Origin of the sequence: Paenibacillus sp. FSL R7-0313 (assembly GCF_037969885.1) — a bacterium.
Lineage (GTDB): Bacteria > Bacillota > Bacilli > Paenibacillales > Paenibacillaceae > Paenibacillus.
In genome coordinates this window covers 5,204,964-5,225,131 of sequence record NZ_CP150219.1, presented here as the reverse complement: position 1 = coordinate 5,225,131, position 20,168 = coordinate 5,204,964, and the positions used below count along the sequence as shown (strand labels likewise).

The window sequence follows — 20,168 nt, the reverse complement described above, 5'->3', positions numbered from 1 at the left end:
TAGAGGTAACGTTAGTTGCTGCTGAGAGATTTATGAGAGGATAAACTGAGGCTAATCTTCAAATGGAGATGGATAATCACCGCAGTTACTCCCATATTTTCGTGGGTATTAACTTGTTGAAGTACGCTCAACAAGATATAATGGCATAGTAGAAAGCAGATTACATGTTGAAAGTGAGCGGAAACGATATGGGTCGTAAGTGGAATAATATCAAGGAAAAGAAAGCTTCAAAAGATGCAAACACGAGCCGGGTCTACGCTAAATTCGGGGTTGAGATCTATGTAGCTGCCAAGAAGGGCGAACCGGACCCGGAAGCGAACCGTGCACTGAAAGTCGTGCTGGAACGTGCCAAAACGTATAATGTACCCAAAGCCATTATTGATCGTGCGATGGAAAAAGCTAAAGGCAGCGGGGATGAGAACTATGAAGAGCTGCGTTATGAAGGCTTCGGACCGAATGGTGCGATGGTCATCGTTGATGCACTCACTAACAATGTAAATCGTACAGCGCCGGAAGTGCGCTCTGCGTTTAACAAAAACGCGGGTAACATGGGTGTCAGCGGTTCTGTTGCTTACATGTTTGATCCAACAGCGGTTATCGGGATAGAAGGCAAAAACGCCGAGGAAGTACTGGAACTTTTGCTTGAAGCAGACGTGGATGTACGTGATATCGTGGACGAAGACGATGCTGTAATTGTATATGCAGAACCGGATCAATTCCACGCTGTACAAGAAGCATTCAAAGCTGCGGGTATTACTGAGTTCACAGTAGCCGAGCTGACGATGCTTGCGCAAAACCATATTGAACTTCCAGAGGATGCACAAGCTCAGTTCGAGAAACTGATTGATGCGCTTGAAGACCTTGAAGATGTTCAGCAGGTCTACCATAACGTAGAGTTCGTGTAAGAGAACGAGGCGATACGTGGTTTGATTGCATCATTGTAGCCTTGTCAGGGTAGGACAAATATTAAGAATTCATCATTTATATAGCTCAGCGAGGGTATACCTGTTAGCGCTTGGTGATTTTTATGATGATATACGTTTTCCTAACTAAGATGTCTAAGGGCAGTATTAAAACTCACTTTTTTTATGGGAAAATCCATATAAGGAGTGAGTTTTTTATGTTATTTGAAGATGTTTACAAAGAGTTTCTTTTTGATTAGGAGATCAAGGACCGTAGTATCCCCACTATAAAAGGATATAGAAATAACAATATTTATGTAATGAATTTTCAGTTGTTGAAATAGAAGAAATCAACACCTCTCACATCAAAGCATATCTTATGAACTTGGAATTGAAAGGGCTATCTGAGACCTACATTAATGGAATACAAAAAAATATCCGTTCATTTTTAAAATTCATTGTGGAAGAAGGGGATATCGCTGAAAAGAGAAATCCAGTGCTAGGTTTGAAATGGATGAGAGAACCTAAAGTTCTTATAAAAACTTTCGACGATGATGAAGTGAAACGACTAATCAATGCATTCAGATAAATGAAAATATAAACAAACAAATGAAAAAAAAGAGGATACACTGAAGAATGAATTGAATCAACAGTAAACGAACCTCACGAAATTAGTGAGGCTAAAACAAGGCGAATGGTAAAGAAGCAGCATGTTTTAACGAAGATGGAAGTTATGTTACTGTTGAGGATGAATCAGGTTTAATTATTCAAGTAAGTAACAGAAACGATCCAGATTGGGAACCGGATAGTACAATAAAAATCCTTACTCACCAAGAAAGGAGAAAAAATGAGTCTTTCAAAGAATAACATTATAGACAAAGCAACAATACGTGGTGGTCTGTATTTATATAGCTTTTCGGATGCGATTGATCTAATTACTTACTGTAAGGATAATAACTTGAGCATCTTAGGAATCGATGCTTTTATAATCTCCAAGGATAAAACACAACCAGTAAGTGAGCATAGTGTTGACTATTCTGCTTCTCAGCAAAAAGGGAATTGGGACAGGGCTATTACATTTATCCAGAGTAAATCGAGTTTGAATCATATGTATGAAGTTATTTACTCATAGGAAAGAGATACATTTATTGAAGAACGAACATACTCCGTTCTGGACTTGATGGCATATAAAGCTATGGTCCAATGCGTTACTAAATATTCAGAGAAGAATCCTTCTGCTAGTTTTGAACAGTTTTAGAGTTTGTGAAACTTTCGGATTCATGTACTCCAATTAAATCTAACTCATGGAAAGAGTGGAAGAACAATCTTGTTAGATAGTCTTATAATTTACTTTGTGCAAAAAACACTATTAGCACTGAGCTATTAGTGTTTTTTGTGTCTCATTATTTTTCTCATTGGATGAATTAAGCATTTCATACTGTTCCTGAAAGTGCTTAGTGATGGCTTCTTTTCTAATTTGATCGAATGTTTTACCCTTTGTTTGTTCTTGTATACCACCATGTATAGGTCCTAATGATCCGACCACATCCAATAGACTTTTCTTCTTAGATGCATTCTTGTTTTTGGTCATTAACGATCATTCCTTTTATTCTGTTAAAACAGTACATCCTAAATGTGTTTTTTGGTGATCACTTGCCAAACTTTTAATCCTAGTGAATAAGCAATGAGAATCATAGTCTGATTCCATTGAATCTTGTATTCCTTTTTATCTATTGTAGCCTCTGTAAGTATATTCGTGATTTTATCAGCTGTTAATGGTGTATTCAATTTCTCAAATCGATTTAGGTGCATATAATGTTCTTCATTCTCTTCCCCATTGTAATCATCAATTTCAACAATACCTGTAGCTATCCCTCTTGCAATTATCCCTACACCACTACTATAGAGATAAACAATATCGTTTGCTTCGATTGTGTCGATATAATGCTTCCAAGGGCTATAGTAAGCGGCACATTTCATGTTACTAATCATGTCATTTTCAGCTTGGGGGTTGTTTGATTTATTTGTATTAATAATATACACCTTTGGCATGTTCTCATTCCTTTTCACAATAGTAACTATAATTATATACAGTTTTAACCATAAATGATACGATAGGTAAAGGATTTCATAAAAAAGTGGAGGTGTATTTATATGGCTGGAGCACCTGAATGGACAAATTCTGAAAATTTAGCTATTTACATGTTTTTGGAGAAATATCATCACAAATCAAGCGAAGAAATAGCTGAGGAGATTTTCAATAACAGTTTACAGTTTACTAAAAAATCACTTCTTCATACATAGAAATAACGTGAATACAATTAAGCGGCATGTAGACTTGCTACGAAAGCCTGAGCATCAGGGTAGGCTCTTTGTACCAGATTATAAAAATCTTGAAGAAGAATAGAAGATTATCAATTTACATAAAGTTGACCAAAGATTGATGCAGTGCTAATTGTACTGTATCTTTATATTACACAAATGATTAAATGTAGTACGACAAAGAATGTTGTATAATCTCAATTTCATCTTGTGTATTTAGTATAGTGCTGCCACTGTTTATGTTGTTGTGATTTAAGGGTGAATTTCAAGTGATTAGGAGCTAATTATTAAATGATTCCACAAAACATAGTTAAACAAAATATTTTAGATGCTATAGCTGCAATACATAAAGAGGGTGTACCAAAAGAGAGAGAATCAACTAAATATCATTTAAGGTATAATGGTGGGCTGTATCCACCGAAATATGTAATAAGTGTTGCAAATAGGTTTGCTAATGGACATGCTTTAAGTCGTGATAGGTTTAATGGGGGAGCAGAAACTAACAACTTTCTTAAGCGATTAGGGTTTGAAGTTATAGAAGAAACTTTAGCTACAAAAAATGAAATGCAAATGTCAGAAGAACAAACATTTATAGTGGGAGAGTATTATTCGCGGAATGATATATATCAGAAATTAAATGTTCCAAAAGCTAAACAAAAAGGCCATTGGAATACTGGATATACTCAATATGAGAAGGATTCTTTCATCTTTGCAAATGTGGGAACCGCAGGGCGAACTGGACATGACCATCCAAATCGGTTTGATGGAAATGATCTTATTTGGTATGGGAGAAATAAAAGTACATTAACACAGAGTTCTATACAATCTCTAATCAATCCAGAGAGGCGCACATATATATTCGCGAGAGAGGACAGTAATGATCCTAAATTTTTGTTTTTAGGAAATGGAAGAGCAAAAAAATATTTTGATACAAGTCCAGTTAAAATAATATGGTCTTTTGATAATGAAAGTGAAAATCATCCAGAAATTCTTGCAGAAGAAGTCAATGAACTCGAGATATATACTGAAGGTTCTGTGAAGAAAGTATCAGTAAATGTATACGAGAGAAATCCAATAGCTAGGAAGAAGTGTATAGAACATTATGGATTATGCTGTCAAGTATGTGGATTTAACTTTGTTAACATTTACGGAATTATCGGTGAGAACTTTATCCATGTTCATCATTTGAAGCCTTTGCATGAGATTAATGAAAAATATGAAATTGATCCAGTGGGGGACTTACGTCCTGTATGTCCGAACTGCCACGCTATGTTACATAAACGTAAACCGGCATATTCCATTGAAGAACTAAAACGGATTATTAAAGATAAAGATATGCCTCATTGATGTTGTCTCTTATGTTTATAACTACATTTAAGAGGATAAACATGTAATCTGTTATAGTGAAAAGTACTCATAATTTGGTATGATAAACGAATACAATTTCATACAAAAAGTGAGACAATTATAAGCACGCTGTACAAGAAGCATTCAAAGCTGCTGGTATTACTGAGTTCACAGTAGCCGAGCTGACGATGCTGGCGCAAAACCATATTGAACTTCCAGAGGATGCACAAGCTCAGTTCGAGAAACTGATCGATGCGCTTGAGGACCTTGAAGATGTTCAGCAGGTCTACCATAACGTAGAGTTCGTGTAAGAGAACGAGGCGATACGTGGTTTGATTGCATAAAAAGAGTGTCCGACCAATCTGCGGGATTGGACAGACACTCTTTTTTGTTCGTTTATGAGTCAGACTGCAACGTTCCAGGGGACTGCTCTGATTTTTCCGATTTACCCCCTCCGAACTTGAATAACACAATTCCGCCTACAATCACAAGTACTCCGAGCAGTTGATTCCACGAAAAAGGAATTTGCTCCAGACCGAGCCACCCCATGGAATCAAACAATAGAGCAAAGCTCAGTTGGGATGTCAGCACGATCGAGATGGCATACGTGGGACCAAGTAACTTCATGCCTTGCACGAGACAGAAGACTACACCAACGCCGATGGCTCCACTGAGCCAATACCAGGGTTGCATATGCTGAAAGCTGAATGTATTTTTGCCCTCCACTAGCAGAGAGATGAGGAACGAAGCAATGAATCCGGTGAAAAGCACCATCGTTGTTGTGGACCATGAACCGGTAAGTTCATTAACTTTGCTATTAAAAATCGTTTGCAGACTGACAAGTGCACCTGCCAGTAGCGCAAGCGAAATACCTGTGATTAACATGGTTGTCGAACTCCTTATTCATAAATGTTGTGACCTGCTATTTCACGTAGACCCGCCCGGTCCTTGATCATAATCAATCCCTGATGTCGTTCTATTAACCCGTCTGCACAGAGCTTCTGGATGACCCTGTTTAGGTGTCGGTAACTGGTGCCGATCAGATTCGCGATGTCGGTCAGATTGAACGCATCCAGCTCTTCATGAACGACGTTATCCGCTTCTTCTGTTGAGATGGAGAGCAGGTAGCTGACTAGACGAACCTCAACGGGATACATCAGGTTGAAATTGGAAAAGTTCGAGTCAATGTAGAATTTGTGTGAGATGATTTTAAGCAAAAATTTAAGTAAAGGTGCATAATCGCTGGCAAGCTCAGCGAGCCATTGATAATGAATGCGAAGCATCACCACAGGTGAGACGGCTTGAACCGTATTAACAATATCGCTTTCACGGACATACTCTATGTCACCGACAACTTCAAGCGGTGTTTTGAAACAAAGCACCAGCGTTTTGTCCTGTGCGGAGGTGGTGAAAATCTTGATTTTACCCTCGACTAGTACGTACAAATATTCGGAAGTTTCCCCTTCACGACAGATCAGTTCACACTTCTCGAAATGGCATAACGTCATATGTGTACGCAGGGGCTCGTGAAATACAGTTTCGAGTTGATATTGCTTCAGATATTGTATTAATTGTTGCTCGTTATGGATTTCTTGCACGCTGTTGTTCACCCCCGACGATATTCTCGAAAAGCTACAGTTTCATAATGATAACGCCCGTGATCATCAAGGCAATGCCTAGAAATTGCGGCAGTTTCATCTTTTGTTTTACCACGCCGAACCATCCGTTGCTATCCACCAGAAAAGTCAGGAACAGCTGCGCAATGAGCAAGGCCGAGATCGTGAATGTAACCCCAATTTGCTGAATTGCTGTCACTTCGCTGAAAATAATGACGGCACCAAAAGCACCTCCAGCCAGGTACATGGGTTTTACTTGTTTGAGTCCTTGAAGGTTGGTGTCTCTAACAAACATCAGGATCAGCGCCGCTAAGATGAATCCTGTCAGTTGTGTAATCGTAGCGGCCTGCCATGTGCCCATGTCGGTGCTAATCCGAGTATTGGCAACACCTTGGAGCGTGATACACGCGCCGCCCAGTAATGCAAAAATAATTCCTCTCATATGTACGCTCCTTATTTAATCACTTCGACTTCTATTATTAAATGACAAATTAACTCTGAACGCCAAGGACAAATGTCCTGAGCTTTGAAGTCACAGCATCTAGAGTACAATAAAGAACCCCGAAAATCCAGATGGGGTATAAAGAGAGATGCGTGGCATATGTGCTCAGTACTCAATTTTTATCATAATCTAACGAACCAGTGACACCTTATTGTACTGATTCGATTGAATTGAGAAATCTAAGGAATCTTAGCAACGTTAAATGGGCTATGTTGGGTAGAAAGTGGCTATAAAACAGGGGGAATGGAGGAATAGGGTGTCTACGATTCGTTATTTTAAATAATCTTCAAATATTTGCTAAATAGAGTGTGTCAGGTTCGTTAGCTATCCAAGAAATGAAACGAGAGTCTGCCCAGCGTCCCCGGAGCATAGTAAGTATCCAAAACTCCGGGGTACGCTGGGCAATGAGATTAGATGCAATCAGCTAGAAGATCCTCTCCGTACAAATCCAATGATCCTACTAGATCACAGTATACAAAGGCTTCTCGCCTACAAAACGAACAGACAATTCGGGAAAACGTTCTGCCAACCTGTCTGCTAATAGCTTCATTCCCGGAGCCTCGCTCTCTGCATGCCCCATCATGATCAGCGCCTTGGACTTGCCCTGTTGCACGGCATCACGGATATATTCCGGTGTCTCCCATTCGAATCCTTCTCCAGCAATGATGAGGTCCAATTGCTCGTTTTGAATCAAGGGAATCGTCACATGTCCATTACCACGAAAACCTACCAGAACCGCTGCGCGTTTACAGACTATTTCCGCATTGCCTGCTACGCGTACATAGTCGATGCCCAGAGAACTTTTCACATGGTGAGCAATAGCTTCAACGGTGCTTCCTTCTGGAAAAGAAAGGATGTCTGCTTCTGGTATTCGTTGTTCCACATAAGAGGACCACCCCAAGGCCTGAATCAGTCCTTCGGTAATGCCATCCGGTTGGAAGCGGTGGATGATATCATGACATCGATAGATGGAAATGCCTGCTTCGTCGATCAGCTTTCTTTTGTCCATATAAACCGAATCATTTGCAAGCCAATCCGTATGACTGTGATGGTTATAGAACGGAGATTCATGCGCAATAATTAAGTTAGCACCTTGCTGTATGGCTTGTTCAATCACATATTGTGTGGGCATAAAAGCTATGATAATACCTGTGACCTTACGATCAAGTGAGCCGGTAATGAGCTGATCCACCGTGTTTTCCGGCAGTGCAATGTTATCTAAGAGATGAAGTACAACGTCTTGAACTGTAAGATCCATAGAATACATTCCTCCAATAATAGGATATAAAAATAGTGTACCATGTTGACATCTGAAATCTACTGCCTTCCAGATTATAGGGGTCAGTTTTATGGTTTTCGGTTAATACTAAAACATACAGATTACAGTCAGTTAAGATAACAACCAAGAAAAGTGTTAACTATGTACAGATGTTGGATTCATATAGTTTTCTCAAACAAGAATAAGTATACTTACATAGAGTCTTTTTTGCATTAAATGGAGCTGTTTGCAACAAACACGGTTTCTATTTCAATATATACTGAGATTCGATTGAGGATAAGCACTCATATGCAACAACAGAACAGATTGTGAAAGGGGATAACTACGATGACAGCAACAACTATTATGGAACGTCTGAAGAGCGAGACAGCTCATTACCACAGACAAGTAGAACAGAACCCTTATGCAAAAGCCATTATGAATCAAACTGTGACTATAGAAGAATATAGAACATATTTAGAGAAATTTTATGGATTCCTGAAACCGCTAGAGGATCAGGCTGTACAGCAGCCTTTCTGGGAAAGTACGGGACTGGATATTGAGATTAGAGGCAAGGCTGGACTCTTGGAAAAAGATTTACGAAATCTGGGTGCCAGTGAAGAAGAGATTACTCAACTTCCGCTCTGTAAAGAACTGCCGGATATTTCAACACCTGCCCGTTTGTTCGGATATCTGTATGTAATTGAGGGGTCCACGAACGGTGGACAGATCATGACCAAACGTTTGTCGCAGTTCCTGCCCATTGAAGCGGATCGTGGATTGGAATATTTCAATGCCTACGGCTCAGAGACAAGAACAAGATGGAGCGAGTTTACGGGGTTGCTACAGCAGTCCATCAGCACGCCAGAAGATCATGACAACATGGTACACAGTGCATCAGAGACATTCCGCCTGCTGGATCAGTGGATTAATACGGACAAGTAACATCCCTTTTCACCACCCCGAACGCCTGTAGGGCAGACTTTTTTTACATTTAAAAGGTATCTATATAAGTTGAACTTATACATTTACACCTAACGGAGAGGACAGAAAAAAGCTGGAAAAGCGAAGCGTGCGCCTTTATAACCGGATTTTTCCCTTTAGAAAAGGGAATCGATAAAATCTGGGGATAACAGCGATTGGAAGGTTATTCTGTCATCGTAGTGCAATGTAAATAATCATTAGTTCAACTTATAAACATCATGAGAGGGGATTTTCCTGGCCATGGCCGAACCGAAATCCAAGAAAGAACAAAATTTGTTGAACCGCACATTGCTTCATCAGGGAACATACACAAATGATCCGATAGATCTGAATAACTGTGATAAAGAACCCATTCATATCCCCGGCTTTATTCAACCACATGGTGTTCTTTTGGCCATCAATACCAGTCATACGCCAACCATTGTTCAGTGTAGCCAAAATACGGAGGATCATCTGGGTATTGCCTATGACGACGTTCTGGGCATGCCTTTGGAAAATCTGATTGGCGAGGAAGAAGTAATCAAACTTTTGGGTAGCAGCTTCAATGCAGATGTAACCTCTGATTTGCATTACATGGATCTGACCATTAAGGTGTCCGGGGAAGACCGGGTTTTCTCCTCTGTTCTTCATGAAAGTGAAGGGCTGCTTATTCTGGAGATTGAGCCTTTTTATGAAAAAGAGGACATGGAGACTACCGACTTTGAGTGGATATCCCGTTTTTTTGGTCGGATCAAAAGTACAGATAGTCGCGTGGAAGCAAGTCAGATTGCGGCTGAACAGGTGAAGGAAATGCTCGGTTATGACCGAGTCATGATTTATGAGTTTGACGAGCAATGGAATGGTAAAGTAATTGCTGAAGCGCGTGAACAAGAACTCGAACCATTCCTTGGACACCACTATCCGGCTTCGGATATTCCAAAACAGGCTCGGGAATTGTATCTTCGCAATTGGCTGCGAACTATTGTGAATGTGAATTATAAACCCGTCGAGATTGTCCCTATGCTACAACCGCTCACAGGCAAACCGCTAAATTTGAGTCTTTCGGTCCTTCGTAGCGTATCTCCTCTTCATATCGAATATTTGCATAATATGGGTGTAGGTGCGACTGTAACGATCTCTCTCATTCATAACAATCAACTGTGGGGACTCATCACATGCCATCATTATTCGGCCAGATATGTACCCCATCGCGTACGGAATCTGTGCAATTTTCTGGGGGCATTCTTCTCGAATGAATTGTTCCAGCGTCAGCAACTCGATGATTATCAAGCAGAGATTCAATCACGTGAAGCCGCTTCACGAATTGCCAACATTTTTATTGGAAATACAAGTCCTGCCCGAGTTCTAGAGGAATTACAGGGAGAAGAAGAGACGGTGTTAAACCTGATGGATGCTGCCGGAGCAGCGATCTGTTACCAGGACAAGCTGTTGTTGTATGGTGAAACGCCAAACAGCGGACAGATTCGTGAACTGGCAGGTTGGCTTGCAGGAAAGTCCGAGGATTATAGTTATTACACGTCGAAACTGAGTTCAGAGTATGAAACATCCAAAGCTTATCAGGATAAGGCTTCCGGTGTTATTTATGTTGCCATTTCGCCTGGACAGCATAACTATATGCTCTGGTTCCGACCTGAGGTCGTCCAGGTTGTCGATTGGGCGGGTGACCCAGCCAAAGCGGTGCTCAAGACGGATGACGGCATGCGTCTGTCCCCTCGTAAATCATTCGAGAAGTGGCGTGAGGTTGTAAAATCAACTTCGTATCCATGGACATCCAAAGAGCTGAGCGTGTTACCTTTACTCAAAACCATTGTACGTCGACAGACAGAAAACCAGTTGGTTCAGGCAGAAGAACAGGCGCTGCAAAATGCTCGTATTTTGCGACAAAATGAACAGCGTTATTTGCAGTTAATGGATTACTCGCCCGTAGCATTTTTTACTTTGACTGACGGTCAGATTATCTACTGTAATACGAAGGCTGCCGAGCTGCTCGGGTTCGAGAGTTCCAAAAACCTGATGGGCAAGGACTTCAGGGCGTTTGTACCAGAGCAAACGAGAGTGACGTTACAACAGAATTTTGAGGAATTAAAGCACAATAACACAAGTTTGATTACCAGCCAGTCCTATTTCACCACAGCAGCAGGTACCTCATTGTTGCTTGAAATTACACTTGCTTCTGTTACGCACGCGGGTAAACCTTCTGTGATGGTTCTGTTGCACAGCGGCGCGTCCCACCATGAACAGGACAATTACACTGAAACGACGAGTCAGCTTCAGAACTATCTGACGACAGATCCGTTAACGGATATGCCGATTCAGACGGTGTTTAAATCACAGCTTCAGGCTGACTGGGATGACTGTTTACAAGAAAAATGCAGTCTGGGACTGCTCATTATTGATATTGATGATTTCCGTTCGTATAATGCTGCATATGGCCTTCAAGGAGGCGACCTGTGTCTGCAATGGATCGGTGAGGTGCTTACGGTGGTTAGCGAACAGCATCATGCCTTGATCTCTCGTCTTCGTGGAGGCACATTCATGTTAAAATTGAAGAGCACAACGTCTGATTATGCAGGAGAACTTGCTGAAGAGATTAGACAGCACGTGCTGGCTCTCCAGATTCAAAGGGAATCATCCGGTCCGAGTGGAATCGTCACAGTTAGTGTCGGTGGTGCAGTAATGGTGCCAGATGAGCATTCCAATGCATCCGATCTGATCGAAAAAGCCAGTCGGGCGTTGGTACAAGCGAAAAGTGAAGGCAAAAATCGCGCAATTGTCGTGTGATTACGCCTGTGCAACGTTCGATTTGAAACGATACAAACATTATTTGAAAAAAGTTAAATTGACATGATGAAAAGAGGGCAGAAATGCCTTCTTTTTTGTGTCCAAGAATGTCTAAATTTCGTCACCGCAGACACAGGACAAGTGATATAATGATCCCTATGGATACACTTGTTCGTATTCTGTCTTGGAGGAGGGTGAGATAACGTTCTATGAAAGACAACTCAAGACAATTGGAATTTATGGAGATAGATCTGAGTGAAGAACCTGAAACAGCTGCGGTCCCGGTTCCTGATCGCTCAACCATTGTGCAGTCCGCACATGATACGATGCAGCATCGTGGAGGCATATTGTCCTCAGAGAAACGTTTTGTAGAGGAAGCAAAGCAGTGGGTAGAGATGGAGGGGGATGTATCCCCGTGGGTTCCCTTTATGAGTTACTGGCCAACGTATGGCGTGATGAATGAAGCCCAGCGCAAGTGGTATATGTTTTGGAGGAAGGAAGTACGTCAGGGGAGATACCCGGATACCGATCTGTCCTATCTATTTGTTCATATCTACGAGTTAATTAACGGCATTGGCTGGCAGAATCCTCAGGATGGTTATGATCAATTGAAGCAGCTGTGGGTGAACTACCGTGAACGGCTGCCTCAATTAAATATATATATGCAAGAATGGATGGTCGATTATGTGCTGGTCCATCAGATGGAGATGTCCTTATCCGAAGTCATGGACCTTTCAGGAGGATATCTGCCAGCAGAGATGCTGGATAGGAAACTGCAACGTATTTTACAGGATAATGTATCGGATATCTCGCTGAATATGCTGCAAAGATACTATGATTACGATATTACACTCAGTAAATTTTATAGAGATGGCGGCAAAGAAGTGATGGAGCAGTACATCCCGCGGGTCATGGCCTTGGTTGATTCGTACCTGGAACGTACGCGACTAGTTGGACTGTTGCCTGAGTGTGATCCTAACGATGAACGCACGGTGGAGCGTATACTGTTTCGCAAAGCAGTCTATGATGATTCGATCTATGGAAGATCGGTATCGTTCAGATATATGCCCATAGGTGAACAGGCTGAAATTGTGCAGATGGTCACGCGAATCTATCGATGTACTGAAAATAAACTTCGTGAACTGCTCGGATTCAGAGGCCGATTGCGAGGACAGACTCTTGAACCCGAACTTGCAAATCTGATTGAACGTTACCTGGACAAAACATATGCGATCGAACAGGCGGAGTCTGTGGAACAACCGATGATTCGGATTGATTCAGAGAAACTGGCATCGTTACAGCAGGAAAGTGAGTACGTGCGATTGGCGCTTACAATTGAGGCTGAGCACCCTTCTGAAGTGAAGGATGAAGAGGATAACAACGCAAATGTTACAAGTAATCCATTCGATGTACTGGAAGCAAGGAATGAGATCACTCCAACTGAAGGTTCCATGGAGTCGGAGCCATCCGCAGTAGAGAATGCAACAGGAGTGTCAGCAGAATCAATTGGGCTGCAATGGGACGTGGGGGCAGAGGCTGATTTGGATGAAGAATGGCTGCTCTTTGCCCAGGAACTCTCCCCTCAGCAGGTGCAAACGATTCATGTTCTACTTGGTGCAAGTCCAGATATGGAGCTGATGCGTCTGGCTGAGCAGTATGGAACGATGCCTACGCTTCTACTGGATGAAATTAATGATGTAGCTATGGAAACGATCGGTGATCTTCTGATTGATGGTGATCGGATTGTTCCTGATTATATAGATGTGTTCGAACATGTGAAGAGGTGATAGGCAGTGACAGAACTTAAAATACCAAAGCGGCTGACCACCGCACTTGTAAATTCATTAACGGCGGGTGTTGTCCCGCGCATAGGACTGGAGCAGATTGCTGTTGGTCGGAAACCGGAAGTGGAAGCCATCTTGCGGGATATGGACAATATTGCGGAGGGTGGCGCTGCGTTTAAACTCATTACCGGCCGTTACGGTAGCGGTAAAAGCTTTCTTTTGCAGATGATTCGTAACTATGCAATGGACCGTGATTTCGTTGTGGCAGATGCGGATCTGTCACCTGAGCGACGATTGGTGGGAACCAAAGGGCAGGGACTTGCGACATATCGCGAACTGATGACTCGTCTGTCTACACGCACACGCCCGGATGGGGGAGCGTTGGAGCCAATTTTGCAAAAATGGATCGCAGGACTGCAACAATCCACGATGCAGAGTCAGAACCTGCGCCCGGATGATCCCGCTCTGCCGCTTGAGGTAGAGAAGCAGATCTACGCGGTGACAGGAGAGATGCAGAATCTGGTCCACGGCTTTGATTTTGCCAAAGTACTGGCTTCTTACTGGAATGGGTACAAGCTCGCTGATGATGATCGCAAACAGGCGGCGCTTCGCTGGCTTCGAGGAGAATTTGCAACCAAAACGGAAGCAAAAAAAGAACTGGCTGTTGGGGTTATCATTGATGATGACAACTGGTATGACTACTTCAAATTGTGGTCTGAATTCACAGCGCGCATTGGTTACAAAGGATTGCTGTTGTTCATTGATGAAGCGGTAAATCTGTACAAAATTACAAACAGCGTCTCCCGTCAAAGCAACTATGAGAAATTGTTGACGATGTTTAATGATACGATGCAGGGCAAGGCGGAGCACCTGGGCATATTTGTGGGCGGTACGCCGCAATTTGTGGAGGATGAACGGCGCGGACTATACAGCTATGAAGCGCTTCGCTCCAGGCTTATTGATGGTCGTTATGCAACCAAAGCGTACGCGAATTATACAGGCCCGATCCTGAAGCTGGCGATGTTATCGCATGAAGAGATTCTGATACTGCTCCAGAAGCTGCGGCAGATTCATGCCCTGCATTTTGGATACAGCGCGAGTCTGACGGATGAACAATTGGTTGATTTTATGCAAACGGCGGTGAACCGACTGGGTGCGGATGAATTGCTCACCACGCGTGAAGTGGTACGGGACTTTATGGATGTACTGCATACACTCCATCAGAATCCTGAAGTGACATATACTCAATTACTTGGCGAGCGGGTTGCCAAACCTCAGGAAACGGATAAAGGGTCAGATGCTTCCGCAAATACGGATGAGTTGGACGACTTTCTGGCGGAGTTTGAATTATGAGTGATAATCCGTTCTATCGATTGGCACCATTCGTTCAGGAATTTATATATAAAAAAAAATGGGAATCGCTTCGGCCTGCTCAGATTGAGGCCTGCAATATCTGTTTTCATACCCCGCATCATATGCTGATTGCGGCTGGCACGGCCTCCGGCAAAACGGAGGCGGCTTTTTTTCCTGCATTGACTGAGCTGTATGAACGGCCTTCCAAATCGGTTGGCATTTTGTACATTGGACCTTTGAAAGCACTGATTAACGACCAATTTGAACGTCTCAAGGATCTGTTATCCGAAGGAAATATTCCGGTTTGGCATTGGCACGGGGATGTGCCTCAGGCGGAGAAAACAAAACTGATGAAAAATCCTTCCGGTGTGCTTCAGATAACGCCAGAATCGCTGGAAGGTCTGCTCATGAATCGACCTAATGCAATCCCGGCGCTGTTTCATGACTTGCGATATGTCATCATCGATGAGGTGCATGCTTTCATGGGAGCGGATCGGGGAATTCAAGTACTCAGCGAACTTGCCAGAATCGAGCGTATGGCTGGCTGTACACCGCGAAGAGTGGGCTTGTCCGCTACACTTAGTGACTATGATGCGGCTACATCTTGGCTTGCTGCCGGAACGCAGCAGGGGGTGGATGTGGTCTCTTCTCCAGGTGGTCGAAAGCTGCGGCTGCGGGTGGAACATTTCTCCTTTCCAGATGCACAGGACGAGGAGCAAGCGGAGCAGCTTCATAACGCACGTAAAGCGTACTACGACTTCATCTATGAGAGCACACATCGTAAAAAAGCGTTGATCTTCACCAACAGCCGTACCGATGCAGAAGTCACCATTCTTGAGATGCGGCGGGTCGCGGCTCGCAGGGAGGAACGTGATGTGTTCCATGTTCATCATGGAAGTATCTCCGCCATGCTGAGGGAAGAGACGGAAGCTGCCCTACGCACTGGATCAGGGCCCGCGGTTGCTGCGGCAACGGTCACGCTTGAACTGGGCATCGATCTGGGCGAACTGGAACGTGTGGTTCAGCTTGGTGCACCGTATAGTGCGTCCAGCTTTGTACAGCGTCTGGGACGTTCAGGAAGACGAGAGGACATGGCATCAGAGATGCTTTTTGTATGTCCGGAGGAAGAGGATGAGGAAGCGCAATTGCCAGCACGTATGCCGTGGACGTTGATGCGTGCGATTGCTGTTATCGAACTATATGTAAAAACCAAGTGGGTCGAGCCGCTTGAAGCCCGCAAAATGCCCATAGGTGTACTTTATCATCAGACGATGAGCATGTTGAAAAGTATGGGGGAGGCGGAGCCGAGAGATCTTGCAGAAGCCATCCTTTCGCTGGCTCCCTTTGCGTTGATAAGACCTGATCAATATCAGGTTTTCCTGAATTACCTCATTGAGACGGATCACCTGCAATGGACAGAGGATCGAACATTGATTATCGGTCTGACAGGTGAAAAAATCGTGAATAATTATCGCTTCTACGCGGTGTTTAAGGACGATGAGGAACATAAAGTGCTGAACGGCTCGGAAGAGATTGGTTCGATTACAACCGTACCCCCACCTGGCTATTGCTTCTCGCTCGCAGGTAAACTGTGGAAAGTGGAAGAGGTCGATCATAAGCACAAGGCTGTGTATGTGAAGTCTGCAAAAGGTAAAGTAGATACGCTATGGCTTGGAGCGGGAGGAGATATTCATACGTCGGTGGTACAGAAAATGCGTGAAGTGTTGTCCGACTCAGTGATCTATCCCTACCTGTCACCACAAGCCGTCAATCGACTTGAACGGGCACGCCGCTTAGCTCGTGAAAGTGGACTGTTGAAGCAGGTTGTCATTCCGGCAGGGGGAGATTCGATGTACGTTCTTCCTTGGGTGGGAAGTAAATCATTCCGTACATTGGAGCGCCTGATGAAGCATAATCTGTCCAAGAAACTTGCCTTGCGTTCGGTTGTGCCCATGGAGCCCTATTATTTTGTGGTGTCCGGCAAGATCGATGAACGAACATTGTTAGCCGAGATTATGAGTGAGTGTCGGACGGCCGAAGACGCATCTGCGTTACTGGCTGAAGATGAAGCGCCTTATCTGGGCAAGTATGATGAATTCGTCGCGCCGCCTTTGATCCGTGAGGCTTTTGCCGTGGATGGGCTGGATCTGGATGGATTGAAGGAAGGTTTACAGCAAACATTGGAGTGGGACTTCTCAAGCTCCAATCGGACATGACGTTTTTACGTAATCAGTGTGTGTGAAGAATGGTACAGCAATCGAAGCGACTCGGTGTAATAATGTAGTTTAACTTTTTATGCGGAATAGGGTTGACACCATCTCACCTCCCATGTAATATATGAAAAGTCGTCACACACGAATTACATCAAATTGCATATATCATTTCGTATAACCTCGCAGGCCGAAAGTGTACACAGGGCGAGGGTCTCTACGGGAAGCCTATACTTCCTAACTACGATGCCAAGGAATCAATGTATTCCTTGCTCGTAGTTAGGATTTTTTGCATTTAGATGGTGTCTATGACCTTGGCATGAACCAACATGCGGGCGTATTTTTCTTATCATCAGGAGGTTTATTCACAAATGAAATATTATCTGTCCGTTCTCGCGGGAGCGATGAGTTATGGCATATTATCCACGATTGTGGTTCTGGCGTATGGCGAAGGATATAAACTTGGAGAGGTTGTCGGAACACAGCTGATAACGGGTTTTCTTCTTTCCTGGATGCTGGCGCTATACACAAGATTTAGAACCAAACGCAAGTCACAGGCAAATGGCAAAACATCAGGAGCCGTGGCACAGGTATTCAAACGGTTGACGTGGAAACAACGTCTGTTATTGATGGCTGCCGGAACACCAACGGTAATTACAGGTCTCGTGTATTATCAGTCTTTGCGTTATATCCCTGCTTCACTTGCTATTATCCTGTTGTTCCAGTTCACATGGATTAGCGTATTGATTCAGGCGATTAGCAAACGTCAACGTCCAGACAAAGTCACGTTCCTGACGTTGATCATTCTGTTTGGTGGAACCTTACTGGCAGCGGGTTTCCTGGAACAAGGATTGGGTGAGTTCAACGGTCTGGGTATTGCTCTTGGACTAATGGCAGCCGTAAGTTATTCCCTGTTTGTCTTGTTCAGTGGTAAAGCGGTTCCTTCAGCGCATCCAGCCTTCCGCAGTGCGTGGATGGTTACAGGCGGTTTGATCCTCCTGTGCATTTTGTTCCCGCCGACATTCCTCTTTAACGGATTGATCTGGAGCCAGTTGCTTGTATTTGGATTGCTGCTTGGATTCTTCGGGGCCTTCATTCCACCAGTATTGTTCGCTATCGGCGTTCCGCATATTGGTGGTGACATGGCCGGAATATTGGGTGCAGTGGAGCTTCCAATTGCAGTATTGTTATCCTCAATCGTGCTCCATGAGCATGTCAGCGGATTGCAATGGTTCGGAGTTATTATTGTGCTCATTGGTGTAGCCCTGCCAGAGTTGTATAAATTACGTATGAGACGAAGTCGGAATACACCGATCTATTCCTGAGTTATACGAAAAGGGATACTGGGAAGCCTGAACGGGAATAACCGTAGTAAAGCCTGAGAAATCAGGCTTTTTTTATTGAAGGAATACGGCTCAACCACAATAGCCCAGAGGGGTCATTTTCATTGTCATGCGAATCAGGTATGCTTAAAGAATACATCCGTCTGTTGATTGATTATTGATGGGACATCGAATGAGGAGTGTTTATATGAAAAGCTGGTTTGGAAAAACATGGCCTTGGTTAACGCTGGGCCTGACCGTTGTTGTACTGCTTGGATCATTTTTGGTTTATTTTATGGGTAAAGACTTATCCCCCGGATCAGGAAGTGCTGTAACTGCACAAGCTGAGACAGCGGAGGATTTGAAGGGATATGAAGTCATTGATGTGGACGTAAGTAACGATGGTTTTGGACCAGACGTTATCGAGGTGAAAGCTGGCGTGCCGACCAAAATCAACTTTATTCTGACCCGGTCGGTGACACATGTCAAATCAGTCGGATCACAAAAGCTTGGCATGGATCTATACATGCAAAAGGGACCTAATTATTATACGGTCGACAAAGATCTGCCCAAGGGAGAATACGAGATTCACTGCGGTATGTATATGATATACGCAACGATTAAGGTCGTATAAGCAGAAGGAGCATGGTTTCGGGTCACCGAGCTTTGCTCCTTTTTTTGGTGCGTGATATCATGGGAAAGTGGGTAAAATCGATCAGGAGGTGGCGAAAATGAAAGCGCTATTTATTGGAGGGACAGGCACCATTAGTACGGCTATTACGGAGATGCTTGCACGGCAAGGCTGTGAACTGTATCTGATTAATCGAGGCAATCATAACCATGACTTACCTAAGGAAGTCAACGTACTTCAAGCGGATATTAATGACGAGCCACGTGTAGCGGAACTGATAGCTGATCTGGAATTTGATGTTGTGGCAGATTTTATCGCTTTTGTACCGTCTCAACTGGAGAGAGATTACCGTTTGTTCAAGGATAAAACAAAGCAGTTTATATTTATAAGTTCAGCATCAGCGTATCAGACTCCCTTGGCTGATTACCGGATCACGGAAGGTACGCCTTTATCAAATCCATACTGGGAGTATTCTCGCAACAAGATTGCCTGTGAAGACTATCTGATGAAACAATATCGTGAGCACGGATTCCCGGTGACCATTGTGCGTCCGAGCCATACGTATGGCGACAAATCGGTACCTCTCGGTGTTCATGGTGCTCAAGGCAGCTGGCAGGTTCTCAAGCGTATACGTGAAGGCAAACCCGTTATCATCCATGGAGATGGTACCTCACTGTGGACCATTACGCACAATACTGATTTTGCCAAAGGGTTTATCGGGCTTATGGGTAATATCCATGCCATTGGTGAATCAGTACATATCACCTCGGACGAATCCGTCACCTGGAATCAGATTCATGAGATTATAGCCGGCGTGTTGGGCGCTAAGCTTCATGCGGTACATGTACCCTCCGAGTTCTTGGCAGCATGCAGTGATCAGGATCTTCGCGGCGGTTTGCTTGGGGACAAAGCCAATACCGTTGTGTTTGACAACAGTAAGCTGAAGCGGCTTGTTCCGGAATTTGTAGCAACGACAAGAGCCGATCAGGGCATTCGAAGCACGATTGAGCATATTCTGGCCCATCCTGAATTACAGACCGAAGATCCGGAATTTGATGTATGGTGTGACAAGGTCGTTGGTGCACTGGACGAAGCGTTATTAAAGATCAGAGATGAGAAATGAGAAGTAAGGCGTTCATGATCAAGTGTTTACATT

The 20,168-nt window shown here is 43.6% G+C and carries 19 protein-coding genes, 1 pseudogene and 1 riboswitch; of the genes and pseudogenes, 14 read left to right on the top strand and 6 right to left on the bottom strand.

What is annotated here, in order from left to right:
• Positions 1-188: 188 nt before the first annotated feature.
• The 3 genes from NSQ38_RS22570 to NSQ38_RS22560 all read left to right on the top strand — a co-directional run bounded on the left by NSQ38_RS22570 (position 189) and on the right by NSQ38_RS22560 (position 2,034).
• Positions 189-905, top strand: a complete 717-nt coding sequence (locus NSQ38_RS22570) for a YebC/PmpR family DNA-binding transcriptional regulator (protein WP_339790654.1) — start codon at positions 189-191, stop codon at positions 903-905.
• 376 nt (positions 906-1,281) lie between these two features.
• Entirely contained in the window at positions 1,282-1,491 is a 210-nt protein-coding gene (locus NSQ38_RS22565) for a hypothetical protein (RefSeq protein ID WP_339784126.1), read from the top strand.
• Between the two features lie 258 nt (positions 1,492-1,749).
• A complete protein-coding gene (locus NSQ38_RS22560; RefSeq protein WP_339784125.1) occupies positions 1,750-2,034 on the top strand; it encodes a hypothetical protein in 285 nt (94 codons plus the stop codon).
• Between the two features lie 237 nt (positions 2,035-2,271).
• Here the strand turns inward: NSQ38_RS22560 and NSQ38_RS22555 are convergent, their stop codons facing one another.
• Both NSQ38_RS22555 and NSQ38_RS22550 read right to left on the bottom strand, forming a co-directional pair.
• On the bottom strand, positions 2,272-2,493 hold the full coding sequence (locus NSQ38_RS22555; protein ID WP_339784124.1) for a hypothetical protein: 222 nt from the start codon (positions 2,491-2,493) through the stop codon (positions 2,272-2,274).
• A gap of 38 nt (positions 2,494-2,531) precedes the next feature.
• On the bottom strand, positions 2,532-2,954 hold the full coding sequence (locus NSQ38_RS22550; protein WP_047842746.1) for a hypothetical protein: 423 nt from the start codon (positions 2,952-2,954) through the stop codon (positions 2,532-2,534).
• 102 nt (positions 2,955-3,056) lie between these two features.
• Between NSQ38_RS22550 and NSQ38_RS22545 the strand changes: the two genes are divergently transcribed.
• From NSQ38_RS22545 to NSQ38_RS22535, 3 genes and pseudogenes are all read left to right on the top strand, one after another.
• Positions 3,057-3,206, top strand: coding sequence for a hypothetical protein (locus NSQ38_RS22545; RefSeq protein ID WP_339784123.1), 150 nt, complete (start codon positions 3,057-3,059; stop codon positions 3,204-3,206).
• A 309-nt stretch (positions 3,207-3,515) separates the two neighbouring features.
• The gene (locus NSQ38_RS22540; protein WP_338594341.1) at positions 3,516-4,571 is read left to right on the top strand and encodes a DUF3427 domain-containing protein; all 1,056 of its coding nucleotides are present in this window, start codon (positions 3,516-3,518) and stop codon (positions 4,569-4,571) included.
• 125 nt (positions 4,572-4,696) lie between these two features.
• A pseudogene (locus tag NSQ38_RS22535) lies at positions 4,697-4,882 on the top strand (YebC/PmpR family DNA-binding transcriptional regulator); the annotation flags it as partial.
• A gap of 85 nt (positions 4,883-4,967) precedes the next feature.
• Here NSQ38_RS22535 and NSQ38_RS22530 read toward each other — a convergent pair.
• From NSQ38_RS22530 to NSQ38_RS22515, 4 genes are all read right to left on the bottom strand, one after another.
• The gene (locus NSQ38_RS22530) at positions 4,968-5,456 is read right to left on the bottom strand and encodes a DMT family transporter (protein WP_339784122.1); all 489 of its coding nucleotides are present in this window, start codon (positions 5,454-5,456) and stop codon (positions 4,968-4,970) included.
• Positions 5,457-5,470: 14 nt separating this feature from the next.
• The gene (locus tag NSQ38_RS22525; protein WP_339784121.1) at positions 5,471-6,169 is read right to left on the bottom strand and encodes a cyclic nucleotide-binding domain-containing protein; all 699 of its coding nucleotides are present in this window, start codon (positions 6,167-6,169) and stop codon (positions 5,471-5,473) included.
• Between the two features lie 34 nt (positions 6,170-6,203).
• Positions 6,204-6,629 (bottom strand): DMT family transporter, encoded by a 426-nt coding sequence (locus tag NSQ38_RS22520; protein WP_017688761.1) that lies wholly within the window; start codon positions 6,627-6,629, stop codon positions 6,204-6,206.
• Between the two features lie 520 nt (positions 6,630-7,149).
• Positions 7,150-7,947 carry a Nif3-like dinuclear metal center hexameric protein gene (locus NSQ38_RS22515; RefSeq protein WP_339784120.1) on the bottom strand — a complete coding sequence of 266 codons (798 nt, stop codon included), beginning with the start codon at positions 7,945-7,947 and terminating at the stop codon, positions 7,150-7,152.
• A 348-nt stretch (positions 7,948-8,295) separates the two neighbouring features.
• Here NSQ38_RS22515 and NSQ38_RS22510 point away from each other — a divergent pair, with 348 nt between their 5' ends.
• From NSQ38_RS22510 to NSQ38_RS22475, 8 genes are all read left to right on the top strand, one after another.
• Positions 8,296-8,892 (top strand): biliverdin-producing heme oxygenase, encoded by a 597-nt coding sequence (locus NSQ38_RS22510; protein WP_339784119.1) that lies wholly within the window; start codon positions 8,296-8,298, stop codon positions 8,890-8,892.
• A gap of 279 nt (positions 8,893-9,171) precedes the next feature.
• On the top strand, positions 9,172-11,712 hold the full coding sequence (locus tag NSQ38_RS22505) for a diguanylate cyclase (RefSeq protein ID WP_339784118.1): 2,541 nt from the start codon (positions 9,172-9,174) through the stop codon (positions 11,710-11,712).
• Between the two features lie 209 nt (positions 11,713-11,921).
• Complete coding sequence (locus tag NSQ38_RS22500) at positions 11,922-13,499, top strand: TerB N-terminal domain-containing protein (RefSeq protein WP_339784117.1); 1,578 nt, start codon at positions 11,922-11,924, stop codon at positions 13,497-13,499.
• 6 nt (positions 13,500-13,505) lie between these two features.
• Positions 13,506-14,849, top strand: a complete 1,344-nt coding sequence (locus NSQ38_RS22495) for an ATP-binding protein (protein WP_339784116.1) — start codon at positions 13,506-13,508, stop codon at positions 14,847-14,849.
• Positions 14,846-17,065 carry a DEAD/DEAH box helicase gene (locus tag NSQ38_RS22490; protein ID WP_339784115.1) on the top strand — a complete coding sequence of 740 codons (2,220 nt, stop codon included), beginning with the start codon at positions 14,846-14,848 and terminating at the stop codon, positions 17,063-17,065. The genes NSQ38_RS22495 and NSQ38_RS22490 overlap by 4 nt, the downstream gene beginning before the upstream one ends.
• 147 nt (positions 17,066-17,212) lie before the next feature.
• Positions 17,213-17,323: riboswitch (purine riboswitch) on the top strand.
• A gap of 107 nt (positions 17,324-17,430) precedes the next feature.
• Positions 17,431-18,384 carry a DMT family transporter gene (locus NSQ38_RS22485; RefSeq protein ID WP_091031123.1) on the top strand — a complete coding sequence of 318 codons (954 nt, stop codon included), beginning with the start codon at positions 17,431-17,433 and terminating at the stop codon, positions 18,382-18,384.
• A 205-nt stretch (positions 18,385-18,589) separates the two neighbouring features.
• The gene (locus tag NSQ38_RS22480) at positions 18,590-19,015 is read left to right on the top strand and encodes a cupredoxin domain-containing protein (RefSeq protein ID WP_165980157.1); all 426 of its coding nucleotides are present in this window, start codon (positions 18,590-18,592) and stop codon (positions 19,013-19,015) included.
• A gap of 97 nt (positions 19,016-19,112) precedes the next feature.
• Entirely contained in the window at positions 19,113-20,135 is a 1,023-nt protein-coding gene (locus NSQ38_RS22475) for an SDR family oxidoreductase (RefSeq protein ID WP_339784114.1), read from the top strand.
• Positions 20,136-20,168: the final 33 nt, after the last annotated feature.

Excerpts from the sequence above, each read along its gene's own strand:
- NSQ38_RS22485 (WP_091031123.1), top strand. The coding sequence starts at position 17,431 with ATGAAATATTATCTGTCCGTTCTCGCGGGAGCGATGAGTTATGGCATA.
- NSQ38_RS22515 (WP_339784120.1), bottom strand. The coding sequence starts at position 7,947 with ATGGATCTTACAGTTCAAGACGTTGTACTTCATCTCTTAGATAACATT.
- NSQ38_RS22490 (WP_339784115.1), top strand. The coding sequence starts at position 14,846 with ATGAGTGATAATCCGTTCTATCGATTGGCACCATTCGTTCAGGAATTT.
- NSQ38_RS22530 (WP_339784122.1), bottom strand. The coding sequence starts at position 5,456 with ATGTTAATCACAGGTATTTCGCTTGCGCTACTGGCAGGTGCACTTGTC.
- NSQ38_RS22475 (WP_339784114.1), top strand. The coding sequence starts at position 19,113 with ATGAAAGCGCTATTTATTGGAGGGACAGGCACCATTAGTACGGCTATT.
- NSQ38_RS22500 (WP_339784117.1), top strand. The coding sequence starts at position 11,922 with ATGAAAGACAACTCAAGACAATTGGAATTTATGGAGATAGATCTGAGT.
- NSQ38_RS22540 (WP_338594341.1), top strand. The coding sequence starts at position 3,516 with ATGATTCCACAAAACATAGTTAAACAAAATATTTTAGATGCTATAGCT.
- NSQ38_RS22480 (WP_165980157.1), top strand. The coding sequence starts at position 18,590 with ATGAAAAGCTGGTTTGGAAAAACATGGCCTTGGTTAACGCTGGGCCTG.
- NSQ38_RS22520 (WP_017688761.1), bottom strand. The coding sequence starts at position 6,629 with ATGAGAGGAATTATTTTTGCATTACTGGGCGGCGCGTGTATCACGCTC.
- NSQ38_RS22570 (WP_339790654.1), top strand. The coding sequence starts at position 189 with ATGGGTCGTAAGTGGAATAATATCAAGGAAAAGAAAGCTTCAAAAGAT.
- NSQ38_RS22550 (WP_047842746.1), bottom strand. The coding sequence starts at position 2,954 with ATGCCAAAGGTGTATATTATTAATACAAATAAATCAAACAACCCCCAA.
- NSQ38_RS22565 (WP_339784126.1), top strand. The coding sequence starts at position 1,282 with ATGAACTTGGAATTGAAAGGGCTATCTGAGACCTACATTAATGGAATA.
- NSQ38_RS22505 (WP_339784118.1), top strand. The coding sequence starts at position 9,172 with ATGGCCGAACCGAAATCCAAGAAAGAACAAAATTTGTTGAACCGCACA.
- NSQ38_RS22555 (WP_339784124.1), bottom strand. The coding sequence starts at position 2,493 with ATGACCAAAAACAAGAATGCATCTAAGAAGAAAAGTCTATTGGATGTG.
- NSQ38_RS22510 (WP_339784119.1), top strand. The coding sequence starts at position 8,296 with ATGACAGCAACAACTATTATGGAACGTCTGAAGAGCGAGACAGCTCAT.
- NSQ38_RS22545 (WP_339784123.1), top strand. The coding sequence starts at position 3,057 with ATGGCTGGAGCACCTGAATGGACAAATTCTGAAAATTTAGCTATTTAC.
- NSQ38_RS22560 (WP_339784125.1), top strand. The coding sequence starts at position 1,750 with ATGAGTCTTTCAAAGAATAACATTATAGACAAAGCAACAATACGTGGT.